Annotated in this window: 15 protein-coding genes; 3 read left to right on the top strand and 12 right to left on the bottom strand. The window is 41.6% G+C overall.

From position 1 onward, the window contains the following. From ABI367_RS12410 to dapA, 3 genes are all read left to right on the top strand, one after another. Positions 1-480, top strand: a 480-nt coding sequence (locus tag ABI367_RS12410; protein ID WP_462229455.1) for a helix-hairpin-helix domain-containing protein, incomplete at its 5' end; no start/stop codon positions are given. Between the two features lie 187 nt (positions 481-667). Then, a complete protein-coding gene (locus ABI367_RS12405) occupies positions 668-3,115 on the top strand; it encodes a DUF5686 and carboxypeptidase regulatory-like domain-containing protein (RefSeq protein WP_462229453.1) in 2,448 nt (815 codons plus the stop codon). 107 nt (positions 3,116-3,222) lie between these two features. Continuing rightward, on the top strand, positions 3,223-4,104 hold the full coding sequence (gene dapA / locus ABI367_RS12400) for a 4-hydroxy-tetrahydrodipicolinate synthase (RefSeq protein WP_462229457.1): 882 nt from the start codon (positions 3,223-3,225) through the stop codon (positions 4,102-4,104). Positions 4,105-4,157: 53 nt separating this feature from the next. Here the strand turns inward: dapA and ABI367_RS12395 are convergent, their stop codons facing one another. The 12 genes from ABI367_RS12395 to ABI367_RS12340 form a co-directional block, all read right to left on the bottom strand. Further along, complete coding sequence (locus tag ABI367_RS12395; RefSeq protein WP_462229451.1) at positions 4,158-4,340, bottom strand: histone H1; 183 nt, start codon at positions 4,338-4,340, stop codon at positions 4,158-4,160. Positions 4,341-4,730: 390 nt separating this feature from the next. Next, on the bottom strand, positions 4,731-5,978 hold the full coding sequence (locus ABI367_RS12390; protein WP_462229448.1) for an aminotransferase class I/II-fold pyridoxal phosphate-dependent enzyme: 1,248 nt from the start codon (positions 5,976-5,978) through the stop codon (positions 4,731-4,733). 140 nt (positions 5,979-6,118) lie between these two features. Then, positions 6,119-7,729 (bottom strand): cell division protein FtsZ, encoded by a 1,611-nt coding sequence (gene ftsZ, locus ABI367_RS12385; protein WP_462229446.1) that lies wholly within the window; start codon positions 7,727-7,729, stop codon positions 6,119-6,121. A gap of 209 nt (positions 7,730-7,938) precedes the next feature. Next, positions 7,939-9,288 carry a cell division protein FtsA gene (ftsA, locus tag ABI367_RS12380; RefSeq protein ID WP_462229444.1) on the bottom strand — a complete coding sequence of 450 codons (1,350 nt, stop codon included), beginning with the start codon at positions 9,286-9,288 and terminating at the stop codon, positions 7,939-7,941. Position 9,289: 1 nt separating this feature from the next. Then, positions 9,290-10,144: a cell division protein FtsQ/DivIB gene (locus ABI367_RS12375; protein WP_462229442.1), complete on the bottom strand. Its 855-nt coding sequence runs from the start codon at positions 10,142-10,144 to the stop codon at positions 9,290-9,292. Next, positions 10,137-11,492 (bottom strand): UDP-N-acetylmuramate--L-alanine ligase, encoded by a 1,356-nt coding sequence (gene murC / locus ABI367_RS12370; RefSeq protein ID WP_462229440.1) that lies wholly within the window; start codon positions 11,490-11,492, stop codon positions 10,137-10,139. The genes ABI367_RS12375 and murC overlap by 8 nt, the downstream gene beginning before the upstream one ends. Positions 11,493-11,540: 48 nt before the next feature. Then, positions 11,541-12,647 carry an undecaprenyldiphospho-muramoylpentapeptide beta-N-acetylglucosaminyltransferase gene (murG, locus tag ABI367_RS12365; protein ID WP_462229438.1) on the bottom strand — a complete coding sequence of 369 codons (1,107 nt, stop codon included), beginning with the start codon at positions 12,645-12,647 and terminating at the stop codon, positions 11,541-11,543. A 71-nt stretch (positions 12,648-12,718) separates the two neighbouring features. Beyond that, on the bottom strand, positions 12,719-13,870 hold the full coding sequence (locus ABI367_RS12360; protein ID WP_462229436.1) for an FtsW/RodA/SpoVE family cell cycle protein: 1,152 nt from the start codon (positions 13,868-13,870) through the stop codon (positions 12,719-12,721). Positions 13,871-13,957: 87 nt separating this feature from the next. Continuing rightward, entirely contained in the window at positions 13,958-15,346 is a 1,389-nt protein-coding gene (murD, locus tag ABI367_RS12355) for a UDP-N-acetylmuramoyl-L-alanine--D-glutamate ligase (RefSeq protein WP_462229434.1), read from the bottom strand. 111 nt (positions 15,347-15,457) lie between these two features. After that, positions 15,458-16,699 (bottom strand): phospho-N-acetylmuramoyl-pentapeptide-transferase, encoded by a 1,242-nt coding sequence (mraY, locus tag ABI367_RS12350; protein WP_462229432.1) that lies wholly within the window; start codon positions 16,697-16,699, stop codon positions 15,458-15,460. Further along, positions 16,700-18,160, bottom strand: a complete 1,461-nt coding sequence (locus tag ABI367_RS12345) for a UDP-N-acetylmuramoyl-L-alanyl-D-glutamate--2,6-diaminopimelate ligase (RefSeq protein ID WP_462229430.1) — start codon at positions 18,158-18,160, stop codon at positions 16,700-16,702. Continuing rightward, positions 18,157-20,083: penicillin-binding protein (locus ABI367_RS12340; RefSeq protein WP_462229428.1), on the bottom strand; the 1,927-nt coding region annotated here is incomplete at its 5' end. The genes ABI367_RS12340 and ABI367_RS12345, both read right to left, overlap by 4 nt.

Genomic DNA, 20,083 nt, shown 5'->3' with positions numbered 1-20,083 from the left:
GTATTGTTTGGTTTGGGTATACGCTACATTGGCGAAACCGTAGCCAAAAAACTTACCCAACATTTTAAAACTATTGATAACCTTATTGCCGCCCCTTTTGAACAACTGGTGGTTGCCGAAGAAATTGGCGAACGCATAGCGCAAAGTATAATAGCCTATTTTAGCGACCCACAACACCTGGAAGAGATTGAAAAATTAAAGACCTACGGACTGCAATTTATAGCCGAAGAGAAAGAGGTTAATCTGCAAAGCAATAAACTGGCCGGTAAAACCTTTATTATATCAGGCACGTTTGAGCGGTCAAGAGATGAACTGAAGGACATTATTGAGCAAAACGGCGGCAAAATATTAAGTAGTATATCGGCTAAGCTTAATTATCTGGTAGCCGGTGATAATATGGGTCCGTCAAAACTGGAAAAGGCCACCAAACTTAATATACCTATTATTAGCGACACTGAGTTAATGGCGCTGCTTGACTAAGATTTATAGAATTAATGAGATTACAGGATATTGTATAATGTAGCTTTCTGCAATTTTAAAACCCTACCTGTAATTCTATAAATTCTTTAAATCCTATAAATCTTAGTCTGCTTTAACATTTATTAACCTTTACTGTAACATCATTAAACAAATAATATCCATATTAGCGGTAAACTTACCCCTATTAATGAAACTATTTTTATCCTTATTTTTTATTACGCTTAGTTTTCCTGTATCGGCTCAGGTTAGTATAAGCGGTAAAATAACTGACGAAAAATCAAACCCTATACCCTTTGCCTCCATCTATATTAAAAATACCACGCAAGGTACATCGGCCAATATTGAGGGCGAATATTCATTGCAATTAAAGCCCGGTCAGTACACAGCTTTATATAGGGCAGTAGGTTATAAACCCGAAACCCGGCAGTTGAATGTTAAAACCGCAACTACCATTAACGTACAACTTATTACCGAAACTTATGAATTACAAAATGTAACCATTACTGCAAACGGCGAGGACCCGGCTTACGCCATCATCCGCAAAGCGGTTAAAAAAAGGAAAACTTATTTAAATGAAGTTAAAGCCTATACTTGCGAAGTTTATATAAAGGGACTGCAAAAACTGCTTGGCGCGCCCAAGCGCTTTTTGGGGCGTGATATTGACCAGTTGGGTCGCGAAATAGGGCTCGACTCCAACCGAAAGGGAATAATTTATTTATCAGAGACAGAATCAAAATACAGTTACCTATACCCCGGGCAGGTGCATGAGGAAATGTTATCATCCAAAGTATCGGGGCGTAACCGTGCTTTTAGCTATAACCGGGTAAGTGACCTGAATGTTAATTTTTATGAAAATTTTGAGACCTGGCAGGGTTTAAGCAATCGGCCGCTGATATCGCCCATTGCCGAGAGCGCTTTGTTTTATTATAACTATAAACTACTGGGCGAAACTACCGAGAATGGCGAAACCATAGCCAAAATACAGGTAATACCCAAACGCCGGTACGACCCCTGTTTTAAGGGAATTATTTACATTATAAAAAATAGCTGGCGGCTGTACGGCGTTGACCTGCATATTACCAAAGAAGCCAATATTAATTTTGTAGATACCTTAAAGGTGAGCCAACAATTTTTCCCGGTGGGCAGCAGTAACTGGATGCCATCTGCCATAAATTTCGAGTTTAAGGGTAGCCTTTTAGGTTTTAAGTTTGGCGGCTACTTTATATCTGTTTATAAAAATTATAACCTTAACCCTACTTTAAATAAAAGGGATTTTGCCGAAGTATTGCGCATTACGCGGCAGGTAAACAAAAAAGATTCGGCCTATTGGGAACAGGAACGCCCTGTGCCCCTTACCGAAGAAGAAAAAAACGATTATGTTAAAAAAGACAAAATAGCCAAACACCGCGAATCAAAGGAGTATCTGGATTCGCTGGATAAGGTTAATAATAAATTCAATCTGGGCAAGCTACTTTTGGGAGGCATAAACGTACGTGATCGATACGAAAAAGAAACCTATCATTTTGATTCGCCAGTACGGGCTTTGCTGTTTAACACCGTTGAAGGTTTTGCTATAAACTATGGTGTAAGCTATACCAAACAAATTGATACCCTAAATAACCGTTACCTGCGCCTGGGCGCTCATGTACGCTATGGTTTTGCAGATAAGTTACTTAATGCCAACGTAAACGCAACTATACCAATACATCCTTTTACATTGAATATAAGCGGAGGATCAGACATTACTGACCTTAACCGAACAACATCAATAGCAACATTTAACAATATGGTGCACAGTTTACTGCTGCGACAAAATTTTGAGAAGCTGTATCAAAAACAGTTTGTTAATATTGCTTTAAGCGGGCGCATATATGGTGGCTGGCGTGCCAGCGCAGATATTGAGTGGGCCAACCGCAGGTGGCTGCCAAATGCCTCGGCATACAGCATATTTAAACCTGCTTATAACGAGTACACATCAAATAATCCGCTTAACCAGGCTACAGATGTACCCTTGTTTCCGGAAAACAAGGCACTTACGCTTACCCTGCGCACCAGCTATGATTTTAGCAACAAGTATGAAACCTACCCGGCAGGCAAACGTTACCTGCTATCAAAATACCCAACCATTGGTTTTAGTTATGTTAAGGGTATAAACGGCGCGTTAGGCTCGGTAGTTAATTACGATCTGGTGAGCGCTGATATATCAAAATCAGATATCAATGTGGGAATGTATGGTAAAACTTCATTTTATATAGGCGCAGGTAAATTTATTAATACAAGCAACTTATATTATCCCGACTATAAACAATTTGCAGGTAACCATACTTTATTTTATCAATCAGGTATTTCCAGGTTCCTGCTGCTTGATTATTATACCTTTAGTACAGGCAAGCAATACATAGAGGGGCATTTTGAGCAAAATTTTTCGGGTTTCTTTTTAAATAAGATACCGTTTATCCGCAAGTTGAGGTTGCAGGAAATTGCTAATATAAACTACCTCACAACCCCTAACCTGCTACATTACAGCGAACTTGCATTTGGTGTACAATACCTTAATTTAAGAATTATGTACGGTCGCTCATTCAACAGTGGCAGTAATACAGTTTCGGGTGTGCGGGTAAGGATAGGGTTTTAAGTTGGTTCATGGTTGGTGGTTGATGGTTCATAGTGAATCATCAACCATGATCTATGAACTATGAACCATCAACCCTAATTATTATATTTGCAACCTCAATGGTAAACATGAACAAATTTTACGGAACAGGGATAGCTTTGGTAACCCCTTTTCAGGCAGATGGACAAGTGGATTATGACGGGTTAAAAAACCTGATCAATTATGTAATTGATGGTGGCGTGGAGTACCTGGTAGTATTAGGCACCACCGGCGAAAGTGTTACATTAACCAGCGAAGAAAAAAAGAAAGTTTGGGCGTTTACTGCTGAGGTTAATCATGGCCGCCTACCGCTTGTTGCCGGCATTGGCGGTAATAACACAGCCGAAGTAATTGAGGAATTAAAGCAATTTAATACAAACGGGTACAGTGCCATCCTATCAGCAAGCCCTAATTATAATAAACCAACCCAGGAAGGTATCTACCAACATTATAAAGCTATCGCGCAAAACTCGCCATTACCGGTAATGTTGTATAACGTACCGGGCCGTACAGGCAGCAACATCAGTGCCGATACTACAATTAGGTTGGCTAATGATTTTAAGAATATTTTTGGCATTAAAGAAGCATCGGGCAACTTTGAACAGTTTAACCATATAGCCCGTGATAAACCGGAAGATTTTTTATTAATATCAGGTGATGATGCAGTGGCCCTGCCCATGATGGCAATTGGTGGAGTAGGTGTAATATCAGTAATTGGCAATGTATTACCGCGCCAGTTATCAGACATGATACGCATTGCGCTTAAAGGTGATTTTAAAAGTGCCCAAAAGGGCCATTATAACCTGGTTGAATTTACCCGCTTAATGTTTGTTGAAGGCAACCCTGCAGGTGTTAAAACCGCGCTTAAACAATTAGGTGTATGTGGTGATACTTTACGCTTGCCTTTAGTACAGGTAAGTGATAACACTGCACAACAGATCATCAAAGAAACTCAAAAAATTACCGCATAAAAAAACCCCGCTGCGTGCAGCCGGGTTTTAAATCAAAATCTTAAAGTCTCTTTTTATTTAGCGGCTTTGTTCTTAGCATCCTGAACTTCTAAACGGATAGATTGCGCTAAATTTTTAAGGTCTTGCATACCTTTACGTACACGGGTACCGGCTGCACTGTTACCCTTGTTGTAAAATTTGTCGGCATCAGCTTCGAGTGATTCGATCAATTTCTTTACTTCAGTAAATTTTTTCATTTAATTACTCCTTTAGGTTTTTGAGGTTTATTGTTTTAGTTAAGCTAATCTAAAAAAGTTTTTTTTTAAAAAAAACTTTCGCACAATAAAAATACGACTACATCAAGTATTTTTTTCCACACATTTTAACTCAATATTATTAAAATCACACTATTAAATATTATTTTTATAATTTATTATTTTAATACAAATATTAAACACACATTATTAACCACATTGTAGTTAATAATATCAAGTTAAAAGTATTTATTTATAGTAGTAAAGTTTATAAGTGTTTGCATTATTGAACTTATTTTTTTATCAATACTATTATAATAATTAATATAATATCTATATAAAATAAGAAGGCTCACTGCTATATACAGAGAGCCTTCTTATTTTATATAGCTATTATTGCGTTACAGCCATTTTATTTTTTTTATAATAACCGGCTTTCAATTTTTCGCCCATTTCACTATAAGCATCAAGCGTACGCTGCACATCCTCTAATGAATGGGCGGCGGTTGGTATTAAACGCAGCAATATTAAACCCTTTGGTATAACCGGGTATATTACTATTGAACAAAATATGCCGTAGTTTTCGCGCAGATCGCGGGTTAAGGCGGTGGCCTCATTTAGGTCGCCCTCTAAAAATACCGGGGTTACCATGGTATTGGTATTGCCTATATTAAAACCGCGCTCTTTTAAACCATTTTGCAGTGTATTAACTATAAGCCATAGCTTTTCGCGTAGTTGCGGCTGTGATTTTAACAATTCAAATCGCTTTTTTATACCCATTACCATTGGCATGGGCAATGATTTGGCAAATATTTGCGACCGCATATTATAGCGCAGATAATCAACCACCTGTTTATCGGCCGCTACAAAAGCGCCAATACCAGCCATTGATTTGGCAAAAGTTGCAAAATAAACATCCACACCATCAATACAATCCTGTTCCTCATGCGTACCTGCACCGGTTTTACCCATGGTACCAAAGCCATGCGCATCATCAACCAATATCCGGAAATTATATTTTTGTTTAAGGGCAATGATAGCCTTCAGGTCGCCCTGTACGCCCGACATGCCAAAAACACCTTCGGTTATCAGCAATATGCCGCCGCCTGATTGCTCAGTTAATTTAGTGGCGCGCTGTAATTGCTTTTCGCAGCTTTCTATATCGTTATGCTGGTAAACAAAACGTTTACCTACGTGCAAACGTAAACCATCAATTATACAGGCATGCGATTCGGCATCATATACTATAACGTCATTACGGCCCACCAGCGAGTCGATAATTGACAACATGCCCTGGTAGCCATAATTTAATAGAAATGCATCCTGTTTGCCTACAAATGCGGCCAGTTCCTGCTCTAAATTTTCGTGATGTATCGAGTTACCCGACATCATACGGGCACCCATAGGGTAAGCCAATCCAAAATCGGCAGCGCCCTGGGCGTCGGCCTCGCGCACTTCCGGATGATTGGCTAAACCTAAATAATTATTCAAACTCCAAACCAGGTGTTCTTTGCCGTTAAATTGCATGTGCGCGCCTATCTCGCCCTCCAAACGTGGGAATGAAAAATACCCGTGCGACCATTTTTGATGCTGTCCGAGAGGACCGCCCATACTTTGTGTTATCTTATCAAATAAATCCAATGTACTCTTTGTTTAATTTACAAATATAATTTTTTAAGTTGATAGATGACAATTCATGGTTCATGGAATTCCTGTAAAATGAAAAAGGAGACACCTCAGTGTCTCCCAAATACTATGAACAATGAACCATCATCCATTTACTAATCTACATTATCATGCAAAAACGAGTTGCTGTCGCGTATCTCTATTTTACCCTCATCATCAGGCAATAAGGAGAAGCGCGATATTTGGCTCTCATCGCTGGCAGGTGTTTGCTGCAAGGCTATTTCTTTGCGCTTGTAGGCCGGAACATTTTCTAACTCCTGTATGTTACCTGTACGCAGTTTCATACTCAGATCTTTAAGGCGCATAATACGCTCGCGCGATTTACGCAACTGTTCCTCGATAGATTCATTCGTTTTGTTATCATCAGCACCGGCAACTATTTCCGGTTCAGGTTCCTCCTCGGCAACAGGAGATTCAAAGGTAACTATGGTTTCGCCCTGTTCCATAAACACTTCCGGGTCGGCCAGTTTAAAGGTCATCTCTGGCATGGCTGACTCGGCTTCCATTTCAACTTCGTCGTTATGGATATCATCCATATTAAATATAACCGCGTTAGCCTCGGGCGAGTTGCCAAACAGATCAAACAGATCAGCTTGTATTTGTTCTTCTTTACTTTGTTTAATATAAGGCTCGGCAGTTGTACCGCTGCTAACCGGGGTAATAAATTCATTTACCGGCCTAACCAATGGCGCGTCAGGCACCAGCATTGATACTATTTTTTTGGTGCTTTGTTCCTGCTCGCGCTCATCTTTAGTTTGGAAACCGGTTGCTATAATAGTAACTGATAATTTTTCGCCCAAACTTTCATCGCGGCAGTTACCCCATATCAAATCGGCAGCTAAACCTGCTTCTTCCTGTATATAATCGGTAATTATGCTCACTTCATCCATGGTTACTTCCTTTTCGCCCGAACTGATGTTAAGCAGGATATAACGTGCCCCCTCAATTTCGTTATCTTTTAATAATGGTGATGATAAAGCACCTTCAACCGCCTTAAGTGCGCGGTTCTCGCCTTCGGCAGCCGAGCTGCCCATTATAGATACGCCACTGTCTTTCATCACCGTACGCACATCTTTAAAGTCGACGTTTATATAGCCCGGTAATGTAATGATCTCGGCAATACCTTTGGCTGCTGTAGTTAAAATATCGTCAGCCTGTGCAAATGCCGAACCCAGGGTAAGGTTACCAAATATTTGGCGTAGCCTGTCATTTGATATCACCAGGAACGAATCGACATATTTTTTCAACTCGGCCATACCTTCTTCGGCCTGCATTTTACGACGCTTGCCTTCAAAACTGAAAGGGGTAGTTATAATACCTACGGTTAATATATCCATTTCGCGGGCAGCTTTGGCAATAATAGGGCTGGCGCCGGTACCGGTACCGCCACCCATACCTGCTGTAATAAACAACATTTTGGTATTGCTGCCCAGCATCTGCTTAATGTCGTCAATATTTTCTATAGCTGAATTTTTTCCAACTTCGGGTATTGAACCGGCTCCCATACCTTCGGTAAGGCTGGCGCCAAGTTGTACCTTGTTAGGTATAGGGCTTAACTCCAATGCCTGGGCATCTGTATTACAGATTATGAAATCAACACCTGTAATACCTTGCTTGTACATGTGGTTTACCGCGTTACCACCGCCGCCGCCAACACCAATAACCTTGATGATAGACGACTTTTCTTTTAACATCTCAAATTGCATAATCCTTGTTTTTCAGCTATATGTAGTTTGACGAATATTTATATTTCACCATTGTAATAATATGACTTTTTCAACAACCTTTTTCCACATTTGTGCATAATGTGGAAAAATTGAAAGGTTGTGAATAAGTACTTAGCCCCCTCTAAATCTCCACCGGTAGGGGAGACTTTTTAAGCCCTCTCTTCCGGGGAGGATTTGGGTGAGGCTACCTATTTCAAAAAGTCTTCGTCCTTAATATCGTCTTTAATAAATTTCTTTCCGCTTTCCAGTATTTTACCAAACAGACCAAACTTTTTATCATCGGCATATTTGGTTTTTTCGATTTTTGCTGCCGATGCTTCGGGCACGGCAACAATGCCGGTATACTCCATTTTTTGTATACCTTTTATCAACAAACCTATACCTGTTGCAAAGGTTGGGCTCTGCATCTCTTCGTACACATTTTTAGGCAGCACTTCGTTTTTGGCCAAATGCTCGTTAGGATATCCTACACGGCAATCTAACCCGGTAACAAACTCAACCAGTTGCGGCAAGTGCTTTAACTGCGCGCCACCACCTGTTATAACTATACCGGCAATCAGCTTTTTCTCGTACCCGGATGATTTGATCTCATAATACACATGCTCTACGATCTCTTCCATACGGGCCTGGATAACAAACGCCAGGTTTTTAACTGATATTTCTTTTGGTTCGCGGCCGCGTAAACCAGGCACACAAACTATCTCGTTCTCTTTATTTTCTTCAGCTAAAGCAGATCCGAAACGCACTTTTAACTGCTCGGCTATGTTACGCATTACTGAGCAACCCTCGCGGATATCCTCGGTTACACTATTACCGCCAAACGGAATAACTGCGGTATGGCGTATAATGCCTTCGTGAAAAATAGCCACGTCTGTAGTACCTCCACCAATATCCACCAATACCACGCCGGCTTCTTTTTCTTCCTCGCTTAAAACCGATTCAGACGATGCCAAAGGCTCCAGTATCAGTTCCTGGCTCTCCAGGTTGGCTTTATTTACACATTTTACAATGTTTTTGATAGCGGTAACCTGGCCGGATATGATATGGAAATTGGCTTCCAAACGCACCCCTGCCATACCAATAGGATCTTTAATTCCCGGCTCGCTGTCAACCGTAAATTCCTGCGGCAAAACGTGGATGATCTCCTCGCCCGGAGGCATTACCAGGTTATACATATCTTCAACCAGTTTATCAATATCCTTACGGGATATTTCCGATTGCAGATCGCGACGGGTTATTAAACCCCGGTGCTGCAAACTTTTAATGTGTTGTCCGGCAATACCTACATTAACTACGCGTATTTCTACGTTTGATTGTGTGCCGGCAATTTCAACCGCCGCGGTAATGCCCTGTACAGTTTTATCAATATTTGAAACCATACCGCGGGTTACACCTGCCGACTCGGCTTTGCCAATTCCTAATACCTCAATTTTTCCGTTTTTACTGCGACGGCCAACAATTGCGCATATTTTAGTGGTGCCTATGTCCAATCCCACTACAATTGGCGAACTTTTTTCTTGTGTCGAACTCTTGTCCATATTAGTGCTTTATTAGAGATGTGTCTGTACTTAATTTAGCGGAATCAACAACAGGTTTAGCTAACCTCAATGAATCTTCCTTTGTATATTTTATACCTATTACCTGGTTGGCGTATTTAATATTGATGGTTTTATAAGCATTCCAACCAACCTGTGGTAACGCCTGTTTGTAAAATGCCATCAGGTTATGAAACTTAACCTCAAGCGAGTCGGCATTGCCCAGCAAAATGCGCTGGTTGCCTACACGGGGTATCAATTCAATTTCATGGTTTTGGTTAACATATACCTGCGCTATCTGCGCATTCCAAAGTGAATCTTTGCGTATAAAATCAATTGTTTTAAAAATATCTTTTGCCAATGGGGTTTTCAGGGTATCAACCCTGCCCGAAAAAACCTCCTCTATATATCCGTTGGCCGCCAATACGTTCGCCGTAAAATTATCAGATAAGGGTAGCTTTAGGCCAGACTCATCTACGTAAAAGTCCTGATCAAACTGGTTAAGTATGCGTAATATGGGCCTGCGCTGGTTTATCTCTATCCACACAATGCCATCCATATCAGCATATACCTTGGCATACGCCACAAATGGATTTGCTTTTAGTTTAAGTTCCAGTTCATGTATATTAATATTATCAAGTTTACGGCCTACCAATGTATTGCTGCTAAACTTTAAAATATTTTCTACCTGCTGCTTGTCAATAAAATACTGATTGCCGGGTATATATATTTTAACATCTTTACAAACCACGCCTGCTTTTTTTATTTCAATAAAACTCATTAGCGTAACCAATCCGCCCAGGCTTATAAGCCAGGCAAAACCAATTAAAACATGCCGCCAAATAGGTTTTTTAAACATTTTCAAGTATCGATTTTAAAGGTTGTACCAACGTATCAATGTCGCCTGCGCCAACTGATAAAAGTAACTCAGGTTTTTCAAATTTTATTAACGCTATAGCCTCTTGTTTTCCACATAATTGCTTGTTGGTCAATTTCATTTTATCCAATATCATTACCGAATCAACCCCTTCAATCGGCAGCTCACGCGCGGGGTAAATATCCAACATGATCAACTCGTCAACTATATCCAGCACCTCGGCAAAGCCATCAGCAAAATCACGGGTACGCGTATATAAATGCGGCTGAAAAATGGCGGTCAGTTTTTTATACGGGTATAATTTTTTTATAGATGATATGGCCGCCCGCAACTCTTCGGGGTGATGCGCATAATCATCAATATAAATATGCCGGTCGTTCTTTACAATATATTCAAAACGGCGTTTAACACCTTTAAATGAAGTTAAAGCCGCTTTTATCAATTCAACATCAACACCTAAACGCAATGTAGCCTCAATTGCGGCAACGGCATTGGCAATGTTGTGTAACCCGGCTATGCCCAGTTTAATATTGGCTATACTGGTTTGGCTGTTTTTAAAATCGAAATAAAAGTCGCCATTCTCCACCCGTATGTTTAACGCCATCGCATCGGCATCGCCATCAATACTATAATTTACTCCGCCGTTTAACGGCAAGCCCTTGTAGTGTATTAATGTGCCGCCACTTTTTATCTGCCCGGCAAATAGTTGGAAAGATTCGGTAAGTTGACTATGATCGCCGTAAATATCCAGGTGGTCGGCATCCATAGAGGTAATGATGGCCGTATCAGGGTATAATGTTAAAAACGAACGGTCATACTCATCGGCCTCAACCACCACAATATCATTATTACCAAACAACACATTAGTTTGGTAGTTGGATGCTATCCCTCCTAAAAAAGCCGAGCAGTCTGTACCCGAATCTTTAAGGATATGCGCTACCATACAACTGGTGGTGGTTTTACCATGCGTACCGGCAACCGCAATAGTAAACTTGCTTTTGCTGATAAGCCCCAGCACCTGCGACCGTTTATACAGGTTAAAACCTTTCCGCTGGAAAAAGTTCAGTATATCCGAATCTTTGGGGATAGCTGGAGTATAAATAATAAGCGTTCCTTCATCATTATCCCTGAAACTTTTGGGTATCAGTTCGCTACTGTCGTCAAAAACCACTTGTATGCCCTCGTTCCTTAATGCATCAGTTAAGTCGGTAGGGGTTTTATCATAACCACATACAATATAGCCTAAATGTGCAAAATAGCGCGCAAGGCCGCTCATGCCTATGCCCCCTATGCCCACTAGATAAACGCGTTGTATGTTGTTTAATTCCATTTTCTTTTTTAAAAGGCCCTCTCCTTTTGGAAAAGAGGGCCTTGAGATTTAATTGTTATTTGTTATTTGGATAACCTCTTTCGCAATCACCTCATCGGCATTTGGCATAGCCATTTTACCAATGTTATCGCTTAATATTTTTTGTTTTTCTTTGTCGTTTAATAGTTCAATTGCTTTCTCAATCAGGTTGGCTTCGGCATCCCTGTCGGCCACAAAAACGGCGGCCTGCTCGCCTACCAGTGCTAACGCGTTCTTGGTTTGATGGTCCTCGGCCACGTTTGGCGATGGCACCAGTATAACAGGCTTTTTAACCACACATAATTCGGCAATGGTGCCCGCACCTGCTCTTGATATAATAATATCCGCGGCAGCGTAAGCCAGATCCATACGATTTACAAACTCCATTATTTTAATATTGGGGATATGATCGCCCAATTGCTCCGTAATGGTTTTATAATAAAACTTACCTGTTTGCCATATAACCTGTACATCGGCATTTACCAGTTTTTTCAAGCCACCCATCACGCTATTGTTGAGTGTGCGTGCACCCAAACTGCCGCCTGTTACCAATATGGTCTTTTTTTGGGGCGATAGGTTAAATGACTCAATTGCCTGTAAGTGCTTACCCTCAATTGCAACCGACTCTTTACGAATTGGGTTGCCTGTTTTGATGATCTTATCGGCAGGGAAAAACTTTTCCATACCATCAAACGCTACACATATTTTCTGGGCCTTACCACCCAGCCATTTATTAGTTATACCGGCGTAGGAGTTTTGCTCCTGTATCAAATAAGGCACGCCCCGTAATGATGCCGCATACAATAATGGTCCCGACGCATAACCACCAACACCTACCACAGCATCGGGTTTAAAATCTTTTATAATTTTTATCGACTTATGTACACTGTTATACAACTTGATGGGGAACATGATGTTTTTCCAGATAGATTTGCGCTGTATACCTTGTATATCTAACCCAATAATTTTATAGCCCGCCGCGGGTACTTTATCCATTTCCATGCGGCCGTTGGCACCAACAAATAATATTTCAATAGCCGGATCAAGTCTTTTCAAAGCATTGGCAACAGCAATAGCCGGGAAGATATGCCCTCCTGTACCGCCGCCGCTGATGATGATCCTTTTACTTGATTTCACTGATATTATTTGATTACACTGGTTTAATTATTCCAAACTACTCTCTAATTACTAATCTCTAATCACTGCGGCTACGCCGCAGCTTCCCTTATCTCTCCCACCACTACTTTTTTAGGCTCGTCAATATCCCTGCTTACTGATAATATAATGCCAAAGGCCACACTGGTAAACAACATGGATGTACCACCCATGCTTACAAACGGCAGCGGCACACCAGTTACCGGGCCCAAATGCACCGCCACCGCCATATTGGCGAAGGCCTGTATAGTTAAACTAAAACTTAAACCCGCTGCCAGCAATGCCCCAAATGCCTTTGGCGCTTTGGTTACAATTTTTACGCAACGGTATAGCAAAAACAGGTAAATACATATCAAAGTTATGCCGCCTACCAAACCATATTCCTCAACTATAATAGCATATATCTCATCCGAGTATGCTTCGGGTAAATAGTTTACTTCGGTGCTTTTGCCGGGGCCTTTGCCAAACAACCCGCCCGTAGCTATGGCAATACGGGCGTGATCTGCCTGGAATGATTTATCAGGGTCGGCTTTTTCGGGATGTAAAAAGGTTTGTATACGCGATGTATAAGTATGCCTGCGTGGTCCCAGAAAGATAACCCCGGCCAATAACACGGCACCCGCCAAACAAACTATAGCTATTTGTTTAATACTTATACGACCAATTATTAATAACAATACACTTACACCAAACAGCATTAACGCTGTTGAAAGGTTGGCCAACGCAATCAATATAAATACTACGCACACTGCCCCCATAATTGGGATGAATGATTGTTTTACATCCTTAATATTTTCCTGCTTACGCGATAGGGAGCGTGCCAGGTATGTTATTAATGCCAGCTTAGCCAAATCCGAAGTTTGGAAACTTAATCCGGTGCCGGGTATAGCTATCCACCGGCTGGCATCATTTACATGGCTGCCAAAAACAAGGGTATATACTAACAACGGAATGGTAATGATCATCAGCAATTTGGAAATTCCGGAATAATAACGGTAATCCAGCTTATGCGAAATGTACATCAACGCTATGCCGCCAATAACCATAGCCAGGTGCTTCATCAAAATAGATTCAACACCTACACCACGCTTATAGGCAAGTGTACCAATAGCGCTATAAACAGAAAGTAAAGAAATAAGCGACAGCAATACAACTATCAGCCATATCCATCGGTCTCCTTTTAAATTACTTATTATCTGGTTCATTTGCCCCCCATCCCCCTAGAGGGGGAGTTTGTTGTTAATTAATATTTTATTTAAGCCCTTTTGTTCCCCCTTCAGGGGGTTAGGGGGCTAAAGCTCCTTCACTGCTTCCTTAAACTGGTTGCCCCTGTCTTCATAATTCTTAAACAGATCAAAACTGGCGCAGGCGGGTGATAGTAATACCGTATCTCCTTTTTCTGATAAATGGTAAGCCACCTGTGCTGCTTCTGCTGCTGATGTCGTATTTACAATAATATCCACATCATCCTCAAAAGCCTCGTGTATACGCTTGTTATCTTTACCTAAACACACTATGGCTTTTACCTTTTGTTTTACAAGGTCCTTCAGCATATTGTAGTCATTACCTTTATCAACGCCGCCTAATATTAGCACCACATCACTGGTCATGCTCTCCAAAGCATACCATGTCGAGTTAACGTTGGTAGCCTTTGAATCATTAATGAACGTAATGCCTGATATTTTACCCACAAACTCCAGCCTATGCTCAATATTTTTAAATGAGCCCATGCTTTCGCGAATGGTATCATTGCGTAATTCGAGCACCTTGGCTACAATACCCGATGCCATCGAGTTGTAAATATTGTGCTTGCCTTGCAGGGCCAGTTCTGTAATTGACATTGTGAAATGTTGTTGGTGTGTGTTTATGACAATATTGTCGTTTTCGAGATATGCTCCCTGTTCAATTTTTTTTTCAATAGAAAATGGTAACTGCATGGCCGAAAATGTATGGCCCGCCATGCCTTTTATAGTTTCGGGATCATCGGCGCAATAAATAAATATGTCGTCGCCCGTTTGATTTTGTACAACCCTAAATTTTGATGCCGCGTAATTCTCCAGCTTATAATCGTAGCGGTCCAGGTGATCTGGTGTTATATTTAGCAACACCGCTATATCTATCTTAAATTGGTACATATCATCCAGCATAAAGCTGCTCAGTTCCAGTACGTAGCAATCAAATTTTTCGGTAGCTACCTGGTAGGCAAAGCTTTTACCTATGTTACCTGCCAAGCCCACATTTAAGCCGCCATTTTTTAATATATGGTAGGTTAAACTGGTAGTTGTGGTTTTACCGTTTGAGCCGGTTATGCCAATTATCTTTGCATCGGTATATCTACCCGCAAACTCAATTTCGGATATAACGGGTATATTATTTTCTTTAATTTTTTTTATGATAGGTGCCTTGTCAGGTATACCAGGGCTTTTTATCACTTCAACTGCTTTCAATATCTCGGCTTCGGTATGCTGCTGCTCCTCAAAGCGGATGTTCCAATCCTGCAATTGCTTTTTATAGTTGTGGGCAATGGCACAAAAATCTGACACAAAAACATCATACCCCTGCTGTTGGGCAAGATATGCTGCACCCACACCGCTTTCGCCGGCACCAAGGATGGCAAGCCTCTCCCCCCCCGCCCCCTGAAGGGGGTGCTTTTGAAAGTGTATGTTGTTTTTGTTATCCATTTGTCTGAACCGCTGATTTATGTGATTAAATGATTTGCATGATTCTTATGCCACTTTACAATCTTCAATCTTTATATCCACCATTGTTCCCCCTTTAGGGGTTAGGGGGCTTTATCTCAACTTCAATGTTATAATTGTCAATATAGCCAGCATAATGCCAATGATCCAGAACCGTGTTACGATCTTGGCCTCATGAAAGCCCTTTTTTTGATAATGGTGATGTATAGGCGACATCAGGAATATCCTGCGGCCCTCGCCATATCTTTTTTTGGTGAATTTGAACCATGATACCTGTAGTATCACCGACAGGTTTTCCAGCAGGAATATGCCGCATAGTAATGGCACCAGTAGTTCCTTTCGTATCATAATGGCAAATACAGCTATGATACCGCCTATGGTCAAACTGCCCGTATCGCCCATAAATACCTGCGCTGGATAGGCATTGTACCATAAAAAACCTACACAAGCACCCACAAAGGCACCGGCAAAAATTACCAGCTCGCCCGAGTCGGGGATATACATAATGTTCAGATAATCGGAGAAAAACACGTTGCCCGACACATAGGCCAGTATAGCCAGTGTAAATCCTATAATAGCCGATGTCCCTGTTGCCAGCCCGTCAATACCATCAGTTATATTGGCCCCGTTTGATACCGCAGTGATTATGATGATCATGAAAAGCATGAACACTATCAACGTGTAGCGTTCGTAACCAGGCCCTAAAAACTTAAGCACCTTGCCATAATCAAACTCATTGTTTTTATAAAATGGCATCGTTGTATGCGTCGATTTTACATCCTGCGTATAAACAGCCTTATTATTTTTAATGTGGAAGGCAACCGGGGCATCATATTTAATAGGCAGGGATACCTCCTGGCGTATTACAATATCGGGGTTACTATACATAGTAAATCCAATGATCAATGCCAGGCCAACTTGTCCGGTAATTTTAAACCGACCTGCTAAACCCTCTTTATTTTTTTTAAATACTTTAATATAATCATCCAAAAAACCAATAGCACCCAGCCAAACTGTAGTAACCAGCATTAGTATAATGTATATATTATCCAATTTGGCAAACAGCAACGTAGGCACCAATACACCTAAAATAATTATGATACCACCCATTGTAGGCGTACCTGCTTTTTGCATTTGACCTTCCAAACCTAAATTTCTAACTGTTTCGCCAACCTGTTTAAAGCGCAAATAATCTATCAATCTGCGGCCATATACCGTGGTTATTAGCAATGATGTAATAACTGCCATAGCCATGCGGAATGTGATGTATTGAAATACACCCGTTCCGGGGATATGGTATTCTTTATACAAGTAGGTAAATAAATAGTATAGCATTTATCCCATTAATTTAAATTGGTTCAGCAACTCTTCTTTATCGTCAAAGTGATTTTTTACACCTTTAATTTCCTGATATTTTTCGTGGCCCTTACCGGCTAACAGGATGATGTCTCCTGGTTGCGCCAGCATACAGGCAGTTTTTATGGCTTCGCGTCTATCGGTAATACTTACAGTAATCCTTTTAAATGCCGCGTCAACGCCCTGCTCCATATCTTTAATAATAGCAGCCGGGTCTTCCGAACGCGGATTATCAGCAGTTAATATCACCTTATCGCTCCATTCGCAGGCCACTTTGGCCATTATAGGGCGTTTGGTCTTGTCACGGTCGCCGCCACAGCCTATTACGGTTATTACTTTCTCGTTGGTATTACGTATATCATGAATGGTGCTTAATACATTCTTTACTGCGTCGGGCGTATGCGCGTAGTCAACTATGCCGATGATCTTATTAGGGCCAACGGTATAATCAAACCGCCCCTCGGCGCCTGATAGCTTGCTTAACGACGTTAAAACTTTTGATCTGTCCTGATCCAATAGCATCGCGGTAGCAAAAACTGCCAGCAAATTATAAGCATTAAAGCTGCCTACCATTTTACACCAAACCTCCTCGTTATCAATATTGAGCAATAAGCCGCCAAACTGGTTCTCCAGTATTTTAGCTTTATAATCGGCCATGGTTTTTAAACCATAAGTTTTTTTATGGGCCTTAGTATTTTGCAGCATTACGCTACCGTTACGGTCGTCATTATTGGTAAGCGCGAACGCGTTTTTAGGCAAACCATCAAAAAAGGCTTTTTTAGCCTTCAGGTAGTTATCAAAGGTTTTATGATAGTCTAAATGGTCGTGCGTTAAATTGGTAAATATGCCGCCGGTAAAGCTCAGCCCCTCAATACGGTGCTGCGCTACCGCGTGCGAACTTACTTCCATAAAGCAATAGTCGCAGCCCTGGGCCACCATATCATCCAATAAACTGTTCAGTTCCACCGGGTCGGGTGTAGTATGGGTTGATGGGATGATCTTTTCGTTAATTTGGTTCTCTACGGTTGACAGCAAGCCGCATTTATAACCCAGATCACGAAACAACTGGTACAACAATGTAGCCACTGTTGTTTTACCATTAGTACCGGTTACACCTACCAGCTTTAATTTTTTAGATGGGTTATCGTAAAAATTAGCCGATACTACACCCAATGCTATAGCCGAATTGGCCACCATTAAAAAGTCAACCTCGCCGGTTACGTGGGCGGGTAATTCTTCGCATATTACAGCAGCAGCACCATTTTTAACGGCTTGTTCAATATAGTCATGCCCATCAACCACGGTGCCCCGTACGGCAACAAATAAGCAACCCGGCACTACCTTACGCGAATCGAACACAACGGTGCTGATAGTTACATCGGCACTGCCCTGTAGTTCGGTAAAAGGTAAACCCTGTAATATGTCACTTAACTGCCTCATTCCAACTCTAATATTATTTTTGATCCTTTTGGTATCATACTGCCACCCGTTACCGATTGGCTTTTAACCGCACCACTACCGTGTACACTAACTTTATAACCCGCGTTGCCTAATAAATACAGGGCGTCGCTTAAACCCATACCGGTTACTGATGGTACAGTCCCACTTTTATATTGCACCTCGGCATAGGGTACGCCGTTGCTGGTATCTACGCTATTATTGGCAGCATAGGCATACAGCGGTTTTACACCCAGTTTTTCAAATACCTGTTTTAATGCCTTACTATTGCCTTGTTTTACTTTAGGCGGATTGGTATTGCCTACCAGCCTAAGCTGCGGCTTTTGATTGATTTCAAGGTCGGTTGAGTACACCCTATCGGCAATTTCTCTGAATACAGGTCCTGCTACCCATGCCGCTAAATGCGAACCAACGGTAGGATCATGTATTACCACGATCATGGAATATTTAGGATGGTCGGCCGGGAAATATCCGCAAAAGGATGCCTGGTGTGAGTTTTTGGCCCCGTACCCTTTTGAACCATTTGCTATTTGCGCGGTGCCTGTTTTACCTGCAACACTATACAGATCATTTTTTATAACCAATTTACCTGTGCCCTCTAATACTACCCCTTCCAGCATACCACGCATTTTAGCCAATGTGGCCGGCGAGCATACCTGCGGATTTATAACGCGCGCCTGAAAACGCTCAACCGTATTTTCTAAATGGCGTATCTCGCGCACAAAAAGCGGGGCTATCATTTTACCATTATTAGCTACCGAGTTATAAAAAGTAAGCATTTGCAACGGCGTAAGTTTTGACTCGTAGCCGTAAGCCATTTGCGATAATGACTGCAATTTGTTCCAATCTCTCGAATCAGGGTTTTTTATGCGGGGCGCACCTTCGCCTGGTATTTGTAAACTATCTTTTTCATTAAGATGATAGCTGTAAAGCTTATCAGTAAACTCGCGCGGGTTATCATGATAGTTGGCATATATCATACGTGCCACCGCCACGTTTGATGATTTTTCAAATGCACGGCGCGCGCTCATTACCCCACCCTCGTCTTCGGCATCGCGTATTTTTAATACTACTTTGCCATTGCGTGGGTTTATCATATCATAGTGGCCGTGCATGGCATCAAGCAGTGTTCCCGTATCTATTTTATGCTGATCAATAGCCGTCATGTACGATGCCAGTTTAAATGTCGATCCCGGTTCGGCGGCATCGCTTATGGCATAGTTAAGCATCTCTTTATAATCGCCATCCTTGGTGCGGGTAAAATTGGCAATGGCCCTTATTTCACCGGTGGCTACTTCCATCAACACCACGCAGCCGTGATCGGCCTGGCTTTTTATCAGTTGCTTTTTAAGAGCGTCCTGCGCAACATCCTGGTAGTTAACATCAATGGTTGATATAATATCTGATCCATCCTTAGCCGCAATTTCTTCTTCGCCATTATTTACCGGCATATAAACGCCGCCCGCAATACGCTGCATTAAACGCTTGCCGCTTTCGCCATTAATATAGCTGGCGTAAGCACCCTCTAACCCAACACCGTTTTTAACATTGGCATTTTTATAACCTATGGTACGTGCCGCTAGCGACTGAAAAGGCAATATCCGCTTGTTTTGCTGCAGCACTATTAAACCGCCTTTGTATTTACCCAGGTTAAATATCGGGAACTGGCGTATCTGCTTTAGTTCCTGGTGGGTTACACGGCGGCGTATTAACTGGTAGCGCGAACCATCCTTACGGGCATCGCGCAGCATACGTGAAAATTCCTGCGCAGATCTATCCGGGTATAACTGCGCCAGCTTCATAGCCAACGAATCTACTTTCTCATAAAATACCCTGTCGTTTGCAATACCGGCAGCCATCATATCCATGTGCAGCTCATATTCAGGTACTGAGGTGGCCAGCAAA

This window comes from Mucilaginibacter sp. (assembly GCF_039935595.1).
Classification (GTDB): domain Bacteria; phylum Bacteroidota; class Bacteroidia; order Sphingobacteriales; family Sphingobacteriaceae; genus Mucilaginibacter.
The sequence above is the reverse complement of the archived record's forward strand: the minus strand, read 5'-3'. Positions and strand labels throughout refer to the sequence as shown.